Source organism: Providencia vermicola (genome assembly GCF_010748935.1).
GTDB lineage: Bacteria > Pseudomonadota > Gammaproteobacteria > Enterobacterales > Enterobacteriaceae > Providencia > Providencia zhejiangensis.
This window is the reverse complement of the sequence record NZ_CP048796.1, coordinates 1383089-1398626: the sequence shown is the minus strand read 5'-3', so window position 1 is coordinate 1398626 and position 15538 is coordinate 1383089. Positions and strand designations below refer to the sequence as shown.

General features: G+C 42.0%; 12 protein-coding genes. All 12 read right to left on the bottom strand.

Annotated features, from left to right (window positions below; all coding sequences use genetic code 11):
* Positions 1–7: 7 nt before the first annotated feature.
* Positions 8–1090, bottom strand: coding sequence for a phospho-N-acetylmuramoyl-pentapeptide-transferase (gene mraY, locus G3341_RS05975; RefSeq protein ID WP_154622680.1), 1083 nt, complete (start codon positions 1088–1090; stop codon positions 8–10).
* Positions 1084–2457: a UDP-N-acetylmuramoyl-tripeptide--D-alanyl-D-alanine ligase gene (gene murF, locus G3341_RS05970; protein WP_163860894.1), complete on the bottom strand. Its 1374-nt coding sequence runs from the start codon at positions 2455–2457 to the stop codon at positions 1084–1086. Before murF ends, mraY begins: the two co-directional genes overlap by 7 nt.
* Entirely contained in the window at positions 2454–3941 is a 1488-nt protein-coding gene (murE, locus tag G3341_RS05965) for a UDP-N-acetylmuramoyl-L-alanyl-D-glutamate--2,6-diaminopimelate ligase (RefSeq protein ID WP_163860893.1), read from the bottom strand. Before murE ends, murF begins: the two co-directional genes overlap by 4 nt.
* The gene (ftsI, locus tag G3341_RS05960) at positions 3928–5694 is read right to left on the bottom strand and encodes a peptidoglycan glycosyltransferase FtsI (protein ID WP_154622682.1); all 1767 of its coding nucleotides are present in this window, start codon (positions 5692–5694) and stop codon (positions 3928–3930) included. The genes murE and ftsI overlap by 14 nt, the downstream gene beginning before the upstream one ends.
* Positions 5695–5709: 15 nt before the next feature.
* Positions 5710–6027, bottom strand: coding sequence for a cell division protein FtsL (ftsL, locus tag G3341_RS05955; RefSeq protein WP_154622683.1), 318 nt, complete (start codon positions 6025–6027; stop codon positions 5710–5712).
* A 2-nt stretch (positions 6028–6029) separates the two neighbouring features.
* Positions 6030–6980 carry a 16S rRNA (cytosine(1402)-N(4))-methyltransferase RsmH gene (gene rsmH, locus G3341_RS05950; RefSeq protein WP_154622684.1) on the bottom strand — a complete coding sequence of 317 codons (951 nt, stop codon included), beginning with the start codon at positions 6978–6980 and terminating at the stop codon, positions 6030–6032.
* 2 nt (positions 6981–6982) lie between these two features.
* On the bottom strand, positions 6983–7441 hold the full coding sequence (gene mraZ, locus G3341_RS05945) for a division/cell wall cluster transcriptional repressor MraZ (RefSeq protein WP_154622685.1): 459 nt from the start codon (positions 7439–7441) through the stop codon (positions 6983–6985).
* A 695-nt stretch (positions 7442–8136) separates the two neighbouring features.
* Positions 8137–9150, bottom strand: coding sequence for a catabolite repressor/activator (cra, locus tag G3341_RS05940; protein WP_163860892.1), 1014 nt, complete (start codon positions 9148–9150; stop codon positions 8137–8139).
* 164 nt (positions 9151–9314) lie between these two features.
* Positions 9315–9806, bottom strand: coding sequence for an acetolactate synthase small subunit (ilvN, locus tag G3341_RS05935; RefSeq protein WP_068445711.1), 492 nt, complete (start codon positions 9804–9806; stop codon positions 9315–9317).
* Between the two features lie 2 nt (positions 9807–9808).
* Positions 9809–11536: an acetolactate synthase 3 large subunit gene (gene ilvI / locus G3341_RS05930; protein WP_163860890.1), complete on the bottom strand. Its 1728-nt coding sequence runs from the start codon at positions 11534–11536 to the stop codon at positions 9809–9811.
* Between the two features lie 307 nt (positions 11537–11843).
* Entirely contained in the window at positions 11844–13676 is a 1833-nt protein-coding gene (locus G3341_RS05925; RefSeq protein WP_154623206.1) for an AMP-dependent synthetase/ligase, read from the bottom strand.
* A gap of 236 nt (positions 13677–13912) precedes the next feature.
* A complete protein-coding gene (leuO, locus tag G3341_RS05920) occupies positions 13913–14866 on the bottom strand; it encodes a transcriptional regulator LeuO (protein ID WP_163860889.1) in 954 nt (317 codons plus the stop codon).
* Positions 14867–15538 lie beyond the last annotated feature (672 nt).

The following is a 15538-nucleotide window of genomic DNA, read 5'->3' as shown; positions in this document are numbered from 1 at the left end:
TGCCATTTTAACGTACCTTCAGTGTTGCCAGTCCAATCAGTACCAGCATTAAGGAAATAATCCAAAAACGTACAATTACGCGTGGTTCCGGCCAACCTTTCAGTTCATAATGATGGTGAATTGGCGCCATACGGAATATACGTTGACCACGTAATTTGAAAGAACCCACCTGTAGGATGACGGATAATGTCTCAACAACAAAGACGCCTCCCATAATGACTAACAAGAACTCTTGGCGTAATAAAACGGCAATCGTACCGAGTGCACCACCAAGAGCAAGGGAGCCAACATCGCCCATAAAAACTTGCGCAGGATAAGTGTTAAACCATAGGAACCCGAGCCCCGCCCCCACTATCGCCGTACAAACAATAACTAATTCACCCGCATGTGGTAAAAATGGAATATTTAAGTAACTAGCAAAGTTGACGTTACCCGTTGCCCACGCCACTAATGCAAAACCGGCTGCCACGAAAACCGTTGGCATAATCGCTAATCCATCAAGGCCATCCGTTAAGTTAACCGCGTTACTGGTACCAACAATCACAAAATACGCCAACAAAATATACAGCAGCCCAAGTTGTGGCATGATGTCTTTAAAGAACGGCACCACTAATTGCGTTGCAGGGGTATCTTTCCCTACTGCGTACATTGAAAATGCAACCACAAGTGCAATCAGTGACTGCCAAAAATATTTCCAACGAGCAATCAACCCTCGGCTATTTTTTCTGACCACTTTCAAGTAATCATCCGCAAATCCGACAAGGCCATACCCGACTAACACGAGTAATACACACCAAACGTATGGGTTATCTAAACGCGCCCAGAGCAATACTGAGATGCTGATCGAAAACAGGATCAGTATTCCTCCCATTGTTGGCGTACCACGCTTACTAAAATGCGATTCAGGCCCAACATCACGTACAACCTGACCAATCTGCATTTTTTGTAAGTAAGTAATTAAACGTGGCCCCATCCATAACGCAATGGCAAGTGCTGTCAGCAAACCGACGATGGCTCTAAACGTCAAATATGAGAAGACGTTAAAGACAGAAAATTGATGCACCAATATTTCGGCAAGCCAGACTAACATGCAAAGCACTCCTTCAATGCATTCACTACATCTTCCATCGCGGAGCTGCGTGAACCTTTAACTAAAATAGAAACAACTTCATTCTGCTGTACTAGCGGAATCAGTCGGGTTAATAAGTCTTTTTTGAATGCAAAGTGCTCTCCACATTCACTGAATTGACTGATCATTTCGCTCAGCGTACCGACACTCAGTACTTTATCCAGACCTGCATCTTTTGCGGCTATACCAACTCGTTGATGACACTCTTTTGCATAATCGCCGAGTTCACCCATATCTCCGGCCACTAAAATGCGATAACCGGGCATTTTAGCTAAAACATGAATGGCTGCAATCATTGAGCCGTCATTGGCATTATAAGTGTCATCCAAGACAACTTTTGTCTCACTCAACTGCACTGGATATAAACGCCCCGGCACAGCTTGAGTTGTGGCTAGCCCCTGACGAATATCTTCCAGCGTTGCGCCCACTGAGATAGCCAAAGCACTAGCCGCCAAAACGTTAGCAATGTTATGCATGCCTGGCAGAGGTAAAGTGATAGCAACCTGTCCAACGGGTGTATGCAAAGTAAAATCGGTTGAAAGCTGCTTGACCTCAATGTCAGAAGGATAAAAATCCGCTTTATCTTGCGCTGTTAATGAATAACACCACACCGTTTGGCGTGGCTGAAACTGCCATTTGGCAGAACAACTATCAAGATTAACAATTGCGGTACCTTCATCCGGTAGACCTTGGTATATTTCACCTTTTGCCCTAGCAACGCCTTCAGGTGAGCCAAATCCAGCTAAATGAGCCGCGAACAAGTTATTCACAAGAGCAGTTTGCGGCTTAACGATATTCGTGGTGTACGCGATCTCATTAGGGTGATTCGCCCCCATTTCAATCACTGCATATTCATATTCGTGAGTTAGCCTAAACAACGTTAAAGGTACACCGATATCATTGTTTAAATTACCCGCGGTATACAGTGTTTTACCGCGTTGCGACAAAATAGAGGCCGTCATTTCTTTTACCGATGTTTTCCCCGACGACCCCGTTAAGCCAACCACTTTGGCTTGGCTTTGTTGGCGTACCCAAGCAGCAAGCTGCCCCATGGCCAGACGCGTATCTGCGACAACGACTTGAGGGCAATCAATATCAAGTTGACGCTCAACCAGCACAGCCGCTGCACCGCCTTCAGCCACTGAAGGCACAAAATCATGGGCATCGAAACGCTCACCTTTCAACGCAATAAATAAGCTGTTCTCGCCAATTTGGCGGCTATCCGTGCTCACATCGCTTAATACTCGTGTTCCTGCATCAACGCCATCGGCATGATACAGATATCCACCCGTGATAGCGGCGAGTTGAGACAACGTTAGCGGGATCATGCTACCACCCCCAATAATCTAGCGACCGTCAATCTATCTGAATAATCTAAGCGGCGATGACCGATAATTTGATAATCTTCATGGCCTTTCCCCGCAATAACAATAACGTCATCCACGTTAGCTTGCATGATAGAACTGGTCACGGCTTCAGCACGTCCCGGAATAGCCAGAACTCGGCTAGAGTCAAGAATGCCAGCCATAATGTCATTGATGATATCTAATGGCTCTTCGCTACGCGGGTTATCATCAGTAATGACAACATTGTCTGCCCACTCTTCAGCCGCCGCCCCCATTAATGGACGTTTACCTTTATCGCGATCCCCCCCGCAACCAAATACACACCATAATTTTCCTTTACAGTGTAAACGTGCCGCTGCTAATGCTTTCTCAAGCGCATCAGGGGTATGCGCATAATCAACCACCACCGTTGGTTTGTTCGGCGCACTAAAGACTTCCATACGACCACACACCGGCGATAAAGATGATGATGATTCCAAGAGTTGCGTTAATGGATAATCCATCATCAGCAATGTACTCATTGCTAACAACAAATTACTGACATTAAATGCCCCCATTAATGGACTTTCTAAGGTGCCGTTACCCCATGATGAGGTAAATTGAATGGTGGCTCCACGGTCGTGATACTCAACCGTTGTGGCTTGTAACCATGGCCCTTGCCACTGTTCAGGAATACGCTGTTCCATTGAAACAGCACAGGCTTTTGGTAAGCGTTGCAGCCATTTCAAACCGACATCATCGTCAGCATTAATAATTTGCGCTTTTGTTTGATGCGTGGAAAATAATAGCCACTTCGCGGCTTCGTAATTTTCCATATCACCGTGGTAATCTAAATGGTCACGGCTTAAATTAGTAAATACAGCGGCAGCAAACGGTAAGGCAGCAACACGACCTTGAACTAAGCCGTGTGAAGAAACTTCCATTGCGGTTAATGTCGCCTGACATTTTAATAATTGGGTTAATTCAACTTGGATATCCACTGCTGAACCCGTGGTATTTTCACTCGGCGCGACCTGTCCAAGTAGACCATTCCCTACAGTTCCCATCACCGCGCTGGTTTCACCCAACCCTTTTGCCCACTGAGCAATTAATTGTGTTGTCGTCGTTTTACCATTGGTTCCTGTCACACCAACCAACTTCATTTTTGCACCTGGATGCTGATAAAACTCCGCGGCCAATGCAGACAAACGATTATTCAGGTCATTCAAATAAATAACAGGAACCCCATGAACGTAACGAATTTCACCTTCATCCGCTTCGCCATTCGCTTCTGCGATGACAGCTGCAACACCTTGAGCGATCGCTTGGGAGATATAGTGCCTACCATCCGATTGATGGCCTTTAATTGCAATAAACAGATCACCAGCCGCTGCTTTACGGCTGTCTAACGTCATCTCATGTAGTGAGATATTTGCTGTGCTAACGCCAAATGGCGAAAGAAGATCACAAAGATTACGATCTGCCACTTTTAACCTCTTTTTTATTGATCACTATGTCGCTTTTATCATCTGCTTGTAATGCATCTGGCTCAACATTCATCATTCGCAAAACACCGCCCATGATGGAACCAAATACCGGTGCGGATACTGCACCACCATAATATTTACCCGCTTTAGGCTCATTGATAAGAACGACAAGGGCATAACGTGGGTTACTTGCAGGTGCAACACCTGCTGTATAGGCAATATATTGATTGATGTACCGCCCTTCAGGCCCGACTTTCTTCGCAGTACCTGTTTTAATCGCTATTCGATAACCTTTTATCGCAGCACGTGTTCCCCCGCCTCCCGGTAGAGCAACACTTTCCATCATATGAACCACTGTACGCATGGTTTGTTCTGGGAACACTCGGGTTCCTGGGACAGGTGGATCCACTTTGGTAATGGATAATGGGCGATATATTCCAAAGCTACCAATTGTTGCATAGGCACGGACTAATTGTAACGGAGTGACCATTTGTCCATACCCAAAAGAAAAGGTGGCCCTATCTAAATCAGACCACCGTGTTTTTTTACTTGGAAAGATGCCACTACTTTCCCCGACTAACCCCAGATTAGTCGGCTTGCCAAACCCAAAGCGGCTATACACATCCACCAGCTCTGTGGCAGGCATCGCTAACGCCAGTTTTGAAACACCCACGTTACTCGACTTCTGTAAAATACCCGTTATTGATAACTCCGCATAACGCGCAACGTCCTTAATTTCATGGCCATTGACGCGATATGGATAGGTATTCAGCACGGTATTTTCTTTGATAATTTTGTTGTTTAACGCACTCATGACAACAAGTGGTTTCACCGTCGAACCAGGCTCGAAAATATCGGTTATCGCGCGGTTACGCATGGCATCCATCGGAGTACCCGCTAAATTATTTGGGTTATAGGATGGACTATTAGCCATAGCTAAAATCTCACCGGTATGCACATCAACTAAAATAGCAACACCAGATTCAGCTTTATTCTCCTGTACGCCCTTAGTCAGTTCACGATAAACAATGGATTGAATACGCTCATCAATACTGAGCACGAGGTTATGCGCCGCTTGACTATCAACGGAGGAAACCGTTTCAATAACACGTCCATTACGATCTTTACGAACTGTTCGTTCACCTGGAGAGCCTTTTAACCAGCGCTCAAAGCTTTTTTCAACGCCTTCAATGCCTTCGCCATCAATATTGGTTACGCCAATTAAATGCGCGGTCACCGGACCTGAAGGGTAATAACGGCGAGATTCTTTACGTAGATAAATACCCGGTAATTTTAATTTTGTGATGTATTCACCAATAGAAGGGTTTACCTGACGAGCAAGATAGACAAAACGACCTTTTGGGTTCGCCGAAATTTTTGTTTTGATTTGTTCTAGTGGGATTTCAAGCGCATCCGCTAACGCTTTCCAATGTTCATCGTTATTGATCCCACCTTTTTCAAACACCACTTTGGGATCAGCCCAAATGGCATTCACAGGCACACTGACAGCAAGTTGGCGTCCTTCTCTATCACTGATCATTCCGCGTGCAGTAGAAACTTCCTGTACACGTAAAGAGCGCATATCGCCCTCTTTAACCAGTTTTTCAGGTGCGATGATTTGCAGATAAGCAACACGCACTAACAGCCCAGCTAAAGCTAGCAGGATACCGCCACACAGCAAAGCAAAACGCCAGCTCACAAAGCTGGTATTTTCTTCCTGTTTCTTGTTTTTAGCTGACTTAGGTGCTTTCATTCGTAACCTTATCTACTACTTAGAAACAATAATATTTTCTTGAGAAGGCTCAACGTGAACCATTTGTAATTTTTCCACAGATAAACGTTCAACTCGGCTATGGCTGGCTAACGCGTTTTCTTCTAGGATCAAATTACGCCATTCGATATCAAGTGCGTCCTTTTCTTCGTATAGCTTGTCTTTTTCCGCCGTCAGGAGACGTGTTTCATGCGCTGTCGTGACCACAAAGACAGCGCTGATAATAATGGCGGCTAGCAAAATCAATGGAATAATCCCATAACGGAAAAGGTCACGACCAATCACTTTTCCAAGACTATGCCTTTCAGGAACCATTTTTATGCCATCCTTTGTGCAAAACGTAGTACTGAACTACGTGCTCTAGGGTTTTCGTCAACTTCCGCGGCTGAAGGTTTCATCTTGCCCACTTCACGCAACTTAGCCGTACCCAGCGCTTTTATTTGAGCTTCCGTTAATGGGATCCCTGCGGGAACACTGGGCCCTTTGCTATTTTGACGAATAAACCGTTTTACTAATCTATCTTCCAAGGAGTGAAAACTAATCACTGAGAGACGCCCTTCGGGTGCTAGCACGGATACAGCCCCTTCCAATGCCTGCTCAATTTCTTCTAGCTCACTGTTAATATAAATACGTATGGCTTGGAAGCTGCGAGTTGCTGGATGCTTATGGCGCTCTTTGATTGGGCTTACTTGAGCGATCAATTCAGCTAGCTCACGTGTACGGGTCAACGGCGTCTCTTCTGGATTGTGGTTACGTTCAACAATCGCCCTAGCAATGCGTTTTGCGAAACGTTCTTCTCCAAATGTTTTCAACACCCACGCGATATCATCAGCTTGCGCAGACATGAGCCATTGATGTGCTGATTGTCCTTTAGTTGGATCCATTCGCATATCCAATGGCCCATCACGCATAAATGAAAAACCGCGTTCAGGATCATCTAATTGCGGTGATGAAACGCCTAAATCCAGCAATACGCCATCAATCTTGCCAACTAACCCTTCTTCCTCAACATATTCAGCGATTGCAGAAAATGGCCCATGTTTAATCATAAAGCGCGGGTCATTAATGAGTTGCGCTGCTTTAATGGCTTCAGGGTCGCGGTCAATCGCAATCAAGCGTCCTTGGTCATTTAACTGACTCAATATCAGCCTTGAGTGCCCCCCTCGCCCAAATGTTCCATCAATATATATGCCGTTTGGTTTGATATTTAGGCCATTTACTGCTTCATCAAGCAGTACTGTTACATGTTTAAATTGCTGTTGTGTCATGTTTATAGTGACAAATCCTGTAAGCGGGCTGACAGGGGTTCTTGGGTTTGTCGTTCAGCATTAATGTCTTCTTCCACTTGCTGATACCAAGTCTGTTCATCCCAAAGTTCAAATTTATTTATTTGGCCCACTAGCATGACCTCTTTTGTTAGCCCTGCGTGTTGACGTAGTGTGTTAGCTAACAAAAGACGTCCGGCACTGTCCATTTGGCATTCGCTGGCATGCCCTAATAAAAGCCGTTGTACTCTTCTTTCTACTGGGTTCATGGTTGAAAGCCGTGAGAGCTTCTCTTCAATAATTTCCCATTCAGGTAACGTGTAAAGTAATAGGCATGGCTGGTGGAGGTCGATAGTACATACCATCTGCCCCTTAGATTCCTCGCTCAACATTCCCCTATATCGGGTAGGCACGGTTAGACGCCCTTTGCTGTCGAGATTTACCAGTGTTGCCCCACGAAACATACCCAGTAAAACCTCTTTATTTCCTATTAACCCACTTTACCCCACAATTCTCCACTTATAAAGTTTACGAATGGTAGGAAAACGTTGTCAAGCCAGACACCTGTAGCTTTTGCTTTATTTACAGAACAATTCAGAAAAGATAAGAGAGGGTAAAATCGAGCGCAGAGATAAAATGAGGAATAACGGATTGATATAATTCATTTATTTTCAACAAAACAATAAATACAAGGTTAATTCTATTTTATTGATGAAAAAACACTCAAATGATGATATTTCCTATACCCGTCTCATTTTTAATCAGCCTACCTATAACCGATTCTTTACTTTTTAAATAACGGTAAATGCTAATTAACTACAAATATTATCAATAACGGCCCCGTAGAAAAATAAAAACAATAAATTTCAACATGTTAAAATACTGTTTTAATAGACAGTGTTATAACTCAAATATGCGTTCATATGACTTTTATTTATTTAACTGCCATTTCTTAAATTAAATTTTTTATTTTGTTTTCCTTGCGAGAGAAAATTAAATACATCCAGTTAAGAATAGTCCTAAAGTTAAATATTTACGTATTTTTAGCATCAAATAAAAAGCCCCTTTTGCATAGGGGCTAAGATAATAGCGATAAACGTGATCAATATCACTCTATATTCAACCAGACATTTTGTCTGGTTTTAATTATTTTTTATATTTATTGCTGTTTGCGGCCAAGACTACCACGACGGCAGAGATCACGACGGATACGAGTAATTCCTGCGTCTGGTTTTTGTTTTTCATCAAGGCTCGCCAACACCAATTCCAAGATTCGCTCAGCGATATCTCTGTGGCGCTGTGCCAATGATAAAACGGGGCATCCTAAGAAATCTAATAACTCGCTATCGCCAAATGTGGCAATCACCATGTCCTCCGGTAGACGACCATCACGTTTTAGCGCCACATCCAGTACTCCCTGTAGCAACGAAAATGACGTCGTGAATAACGCATCAGGCATGGAGTTACCTTTATCTAGCCAATCAGCAAAAACCTCAGCGGCAGAAGCCCTCTCATAACTATTTGCATACAGATAATTCACTTCACGGGAGTCGCCTTGCCAACCTTTCCTAAAACCTTGCTCACGAAGATAGCTTACTGATAACTCAGGTAAAGCCCCCAGATACAATACGGATTCTGCCGAGAATTTTCGTAATTCAGCAGAGATCATAAATGCATCTTCTTGGTCATCACCGACCACACTAATAAAGTGATCTTTTTCCAATGCTCTATCAAGGGCAATGATAGGCAAAGAACGGTTCGCCCAACGCTGATAGAAAGGATGCTCAGGAGGAAGCGCGGTTGAAACTATAATGGCATCAACCTGACGCTGTAAAAGATGCTCGACACAACGAATTTCGTTATCAGGCTGATCCTCGGAACACGCGATCAATAATTGATAACCACGTTGCCGTGCTTGACGTTCAAGATAATTAGCAATGCGAGTATAACTTGTGTTTTCGAGATCGGGGATCACTAGCCCTATCGAACGTGTTCTCCCTGCTCGTAGCCCTGCTGCTACAGCATTTGGATGGTAATTGTGCTCTCTGACAACAGCCATCACTTTTTCTACAGTTTTATCGCTGACTCGATACTGCTTGGCCTTGCCATTGATCACATAACTAGCCGTTGTGCGGGAAACCCCTGCTAAACGTGCTATTTCATCCAGTTTCACGTTAACCTCTTTGTGTTATCATATAAAACCAACTCATTGATTTTACTATTTATTTTTTACAGTCCCTGATTACCGCTGCAAGGCAAAAATAGCTGCCAACGGTCAGAGCCCCGAATCAATCGGGGCTCTATATGACTACATTCTACCTTTAGAAGACAAATTTTTCATCGCATAATTTTATCGCCTCGTGAAACTCCTACAATACCTGAACGTACAACTTCAACAATTTCAGCAACACCACGCACCGCTTCAATAAATGCATCCAGTTTATCGCTTGTTCCTGCTAGCTGAACGGTATAAAGCGTTGGTGTCACATCAACGATTTGTCCACGAAAAATATCGGAGCAGCGTTTGATTTCATCGCGGCCATAGCCTGAAGCCTGCAATTTTACTAACATGATTTCACGCTCTATATGTGCTGAAGCGGTAAGCTCGCTAACGCGAAGCACATCCACTAATTTATGCAGCTGTTTTTCTATCTGCTCAAGAACCTTCGCGTCCCCTTTCGTTTGAATGGTCATACGTGACAAGGTGGGGTCATCCGTGGGGGCTACGGTCAAACTTTCAATGTTGTAACCTCGTTGAGAAAACAGCCCAATCACACGGGACAATGCACCAGATTCGTTTTCGAGTAAAACTGATAAAATACGACGCATGCTCAGGTCCTCTCTGTTTTGCTCAGCCACATTTCATCCATTGCACCACCGCGGATCTGCATTGGGTAAACATGTTCAGTTTCATCAACATTGATATCAACAAACACTAGGCGTTGATTTTGGTTCACTTCAACCAAGGCTTGTTGCAATTTTTCTTCTAATTCATCAGGAGAATGGACCGCGATGCCAACATGACCATACGCTTCAGCCAGTTTAACGAAGTCAGGGAGCGATTCCATATAAGATTGAGAGTGGCGACCTTGATAAATCATATCTTGCCACTGTTTTACCATTCCTAAAAAGCCATTGTTTAAATTCAGTACGATAACAGGCAAGCCATACTGTAGCGCCGTAGATAGCTCTTGAATATTCATTTGAATACTGCCATCGCCTGTCACGCAAACAACCGTTGACTGTGGGTGTGCGAGCTTAACCCCTAAAGCCGCAGGTAAACCAAATCCCATCGTGCCTAATCCGCCTGAATTAATCCAACGACGCGGCTTATCAAATGGGTAATAAAGTGCCGCAAACATTTGATGCTGCCCAACGTCAGAAGTCACATAAGCCTCACCATGAGTTAAACGATAAATCGCTTCAATCGCCTGTTGAGGCTTCACTTTCTGGCTATTTTTTTCGTAATTGAGGCATTTTTTCTCACGCCAAGTTTCAATCTCTTTCCACCATGCCGCTAATGCTTGGCTATTTTGTGTCGCTGAGACTTGCTCTAATTGATTTAATATTTGCTGAAGCGTCAGTTTCGCATCCCCAACAATCGGGATATCCGTATTCACCGTTTTAGAGATCGAGGTGGGATCTACATCAATTTGAATAACCGTGGCATTTGGGCAATATTTTTCCAAATTGTTGGTCGTTCTATCATCAAAACGGACACCCACAGCAAAGATCACGTCAGAATTATGCATAACCTTATTCGCTTCATAGGTTCCATGCATACCAAGCATCCCTACAGAAAGATGATGCGTTTCTGGAAATGCACCAAGCCCCATCAGTGTTGATACAACAGGAAGCTGTAATTTTTCTGCTAATGCAATAATTTCCGGCGAGCAACTTGCATTAATAGCACCACCACCAACATAGAAAACCGGCTTCTCCGCCGCAATCAGTTTGGATAACGCTTTTTTAATTTGCCCTTTATGTCCTTGGAGAGTCGGATTATAAGAGCGTAGAGATACGGATTCCGGATAACGATAAGGGTATTTATGCGCTGGACTAACGGTATCTTTGGGTAAATCAATCACCACAGGGCCTGGCCGGCCACTTGACGCAATATAGAATGCTTTCTTGATGGTTTCAGGAATATCTTCTGCTTTTTTAACCAAAAAACTATGTTTTACAATAGGTCTGGATATCCCCACCATGTCACATTCTTGAAAAGCATCATTGCCAATAAGGGAGCTTGCAACTTGTCCTGATAGAACAACCAAGGGGATTGAATCCATGTATGCCGTCGCAATACCAGTAATCGCATTTGTCGCTCCGGGTCCTGACGTTACCAACACCACTCCAACATCGCCAGTTGAGCGTGCATAACCATCAGCCATATGAACTGCCGCTTGTTCATGGCGAACTAATATATGATCAATGCCTCCGACTGTATGCAGTGCATCATAGATATCTAAAACAGCACCACCTGGATAACCAAATACGTGCTTTACACCTTGGTCAATCAAAGACTTGACGACCATTTCTGCTCCCGACAACATCTCCATGAGTTTGCCCCCAGACTATTTTTATCCGTTAACAGAGGTATGACTGTCCTCTTATTGTGTATTGTCATTCCTGTCATAGTGATGACAACTATTAACATATCGTTGTGCTGGAGACGACGCAAACACCATTTCTTAAGCAAAAATGACAACATTCAACATCGTCTTTATCTTTTACGATAATTAGTTAAATTAACCAAGAAAATAAAAAAAAGTGGAAATTTTCACTATAAACAGATGAAAAAGAGTACAAAGAGAAGCCGGATATCATCAATATTCTATCCGGCTATATGAGATGGTGATAATTTAACTATTCGCGATACATTGATTCTATTTCTGAATGATAGCGTTCAGAAATAATTTTTCGACGTAGTTTTAGCGTAGGCGTTAGCTCACCTTTTTCCATAGAAAAATTCGCTGGGAGTAAGGTGAAACGTTTAACTTGATGAAAAGTTTCAATATTCTTCTGTAACTCTTTCAAGCGACTTTCAAATAAAGCCACAATGTTGGAGTCTCTTAATAGCTCTAGGCGATCACGATATTTTAAATTAATAGAACGGGCGTACTCTTCTAATGAATCATAACAAGGGACAATAAGCGCAGAAACGAATTTACGCGCATCCGCAATAACAGCAATATGTTCAATAAACTGGTCTTGCCCTAATACACCTTCAATCATTTGTGGTGCTATATATTTACCATTTGATGTTTTCATCAGGTCTTTCAAACGGTCAGTAATATACAGGTTACCTTTAGCATCAATTTCACCTGCATCCCCCGTTTTTAACCAGCCATCAACCGTGAATGCTTCATCAGTATCTTGAGGGCGATTGTAATACCCTTTCATTACGACAGGTCCTTTGACCTGAATTTCATTGTTATCGCCGATACGCACTTCTACAGAAGAAAGTGGTGTACCAATAGAACCTAATGGATAATGCCCTTCTTCCCAACAAGAGACTGTGGCACAGGTTTCGGTCATCCCATAACCGTATTTAATATTGATTCCTACAGCAAGGAAAAAGGCAATGACGTCATCATCCAAACGAGCCCCCGCCGCTGGCATGAATCGAATACGTCCGCCTAATAACTGACGCAGCTTAGTTAACACGAGCTTGTCGGCTAAATTAAATAGAGATTGATTGAATGCGGAAAGTTGCTCACCTCTAGCCAGTGATTGAGTTCTTTTATTGCCCTGTGCGATCGCCCATTTAAATAATAAGCGGCGCATAAGAGGGGCTTTGGCAACTTTACCCTGTACTGCACTATACACTTTCTCGTAAAAACGAGGGACTGCACACATCACTGTCGGTTTAACATCAGCAAGCGCTGCCCTAACCGCATTGGTATCCGTTAAATAAACATTACGTGCACCTGTGTGCATCACATAGAAGCTCCAAGCGCGCTCAAACACATGCGATAGAGGAAGAAAGCTTAAAGAAACATCCTCATCGGTCAGTTTTAAACGCTGGTCATGAAGGTAAAGTTGGGCGGCCATGTTGTAATAATCTAACATCACCCCTTTGGGTTCTCCTGTTGTGCCAGAAGTATAGATAATTGTGAACAGATCACTAAGATGATGGGCGGCAATACGTTGGTTTAATTCCTCTTGGTATTTAGGTTCAGCTTGGGCCATAAAATGAGCCAAATGCACTGAATCTACCCCACACTCTACCAACTCGACATCGTTATTAAGCACGACAATCGTGGTAAGTTGAGGACAAAAAGCCTTCAGTTGACAAGCAACATGATACTGTTCTTGCTCACCAACAAATAGAATTCGAATATTTGCATCATTAATAATATAAGCAGCCTGTTCTAGGCTACTTGTCGCATATAAAGGGACAGTAACGGCTTTTAGTTGTAGCACAGCAAGATCAACCAAAGACCAATTCATACTGTTATGCGCGAATAATCCAATATTTTCTTGTACCTCAACATTAAGGGCTAACAGACGGTGAGCAATCGCAGTCGAATGCGTTTCAACTTGTTGCCATGTGAGCTCACTTTGCTGTCCATTATGCCATTGACTGAAAGCTATCCGATTCGCTGAATCAGCGGCACTAAACCGACTGTGTAAGCGATTGACCAAATGGTATGGATATAGATTTTCAGTAATCAAAGTATGTTTCCTATAATACATGTGTTAACGGAAGACACTCGGTAAACACACGACGTGCTTCGCCAGTTAATTATTTCAGCTTACATCTGTTAGCTGAACAACTTGAGTGTATAGACGAAAGAGGATTGTGAAAAGGGGTAGAATGTAAATATTCTGCAAATGTTATATAGGTAGCATAACTCATCACAGAATTTCACCATGATGAGTTAGCGGTAAATAAAGCGATAATCACAATTTAAGCGAGTGATTCAAAAGCCTTAGGTCAACAAATCAGTGATCAGCTGACAAAATTGTGATTTCATCCATTGATGTCCTTTATCTCGAGCCGTCGATTCATGCCAAGTCAAATAGCAAGGACGAGTATTCTCTTGCCATGGCAATGCAACCATCTGTAATTGATGCTTGTAACTTGAGTTTTCAACCAGCCACTTCGGAACAATAGCCACCAATTCAGTTTGAGAAACGATATTTAAAACACTGTTCAAATCGGTTCCTTGGTAACTAATCGTGTGGGATAAATCCGTATTACTATAATAAAGTTGGCTGAAAGAACCTATATTATCCATTGACATTACCGCATGTTTTTCACTATTCAACAGACTTTGCGTCACATTATTCACAATACGAGGGTGATTTTTCGCGACAACGAGAACCAATTCATCATTAAATAAAACTTGTTGTTGATACTCGCTTTTTTCGAATTGATTATAACTCACCGAAAAATCAGTTTCTTGATATTTTAATTTATGTTCAATGTTATTATCTAAGAAACAATGAATATGGATATTAATATTAGGCGATATATCTTTAAATTTTTCGACGATAACTGCGGCTAAACGAATATCTAATGGAGAACAAATAGATAAATTGAATACTCGATCACTCAGTTTCGGGTCAAAACCTGCCCCCGGTAACTCATTATGCACTAGTTGTAGTGCTTGTCTAACAGGCCCAAAGAGCTGTTTAGCGCGGGAGGTCGGTTGTATTCCACGACCATACCGAACAAAAAGCTCATCATTAAACATTGATTTTAAACGAGATACAGCGTTACTCACGGCAGGTTGAGACATACCTAATACCTGCGCTGCCCGTGTGACATTTTGCATCTGCATGACCACATCAAAAACCGTCAATAAGTTAAGATCAACATTTCGCAAATTAATATCACAATTCTCTTTTTTAGCTGGTGAAACCGCATCAAAATCAGTCATTATTTACTCCAATAAAGATATCTATCATTTTTATTAATGAAAATAATCTTCTCCTAAATAAATAAGGATTTTATAAATTCATTAAATATTATTCTTCGAACAACTTATCAATGATAAGCTATTTCGCGTTCCCTGCATTTATTAAAACGACGCTTATATTATATTATCTATCAATGTAACAACACACTAAAGATGTTATAACAAAACGAAGGTATTCATCGACATAATGATTTTAAATTACGCATTTAAAATCGTTATTATTAACTTAAAAATAATAAAACAAATTTAAAAATAAATCATAATAAATATCATCAACAACCATAAAATGGTCTTATTATCAGATTAAATTTAAATTATTCATTTATTAAATAATTTGTTTAATAAAAACTATAATTAGAGCTTATTTTTATATCTAACGTTATAGTTTCCCCTATGACAAACTGTACAAAATTTAACCCAAACCATCAGTTTATGCTATATTTCCATCTAGTTATTTCATGAAAAGAATTTTACCCCTAACTTATCGATAAAATATAGAGAAAAACATCACTAAATATAGTGAAATTAGTCACAATCACTAACTATGGCTAATGATGCATAATTCTCCAAAATTGCCGGAAAAATCTAAAGTTGACAGCAAAGAAAAGATCACGTATCAATAAATACAGATTA

Coding starts and splice junctions, on each gene's coding strand:
- mraY (WP_154622680.1), bottom strand. CDS start 1,090: ATGTTAGTCTGGCTTGCCGAAATATTGGTGCATCAATTTTCTGTCTTT.
- ftsL (WP_154622683.1), bottom strand. CDS start 6,027: ATGGTTCCTGAAAGGCATAGTCTTGGAAAAGTGATTGGTCGTGACCTT.
- ilvN (WP_068445711.1), bottom strand. CDS start 9,806: ATGCGTCGTATTTTATCAGTTTTACTCGAAAACGAATCTGGTGCATTG.
- ilvI (WP_163860890.1), bottom strand. CDS start 11,536: ATGGAGATGTTGTCGGGAGCAGAAATGGTCGTCAAGTCTTTGATTGAC.
- mraZ (WP_154622685.1), bottom strand. CDS start 7,441: ATGTTTCGTGGGGCAACACTGGTAAATCTCGACAGCAAAGGGCGTCTA.
- leuO (WP_163860889.1), bottom strand. CDS start 14,866: ATGACTGATTTTGATGCGGTTTCACCAGCTAAAAAAGAGAATTGTGAT.
- rsmH (WP_154622684.1), bottom strand. CDS start 6,980: ATGACACAACAGCAATTTAAACATGTAACAGTACTGCTTGATGAAGCA.
- ftsI (WP_154622682.1), bottom strand. CDS start 5,694: ATGAAAGCACCTAAGTCAGCTAAAAACAAGAAACAGGAAGAAAATACC.
- G3341_RS05925 (WP_154623206.1), bottom strand. CDS start 13,676: ATGTATTATAGGAAACATACTTTGATTACTGAAAATCTATATCCATAC.
- murF (WP_163860894.1), bottom strand. CDS start 2,457: ATGATCCCGCTAACGTTGTCTCAACTCGCCGCTATCACGGGTGGATAT.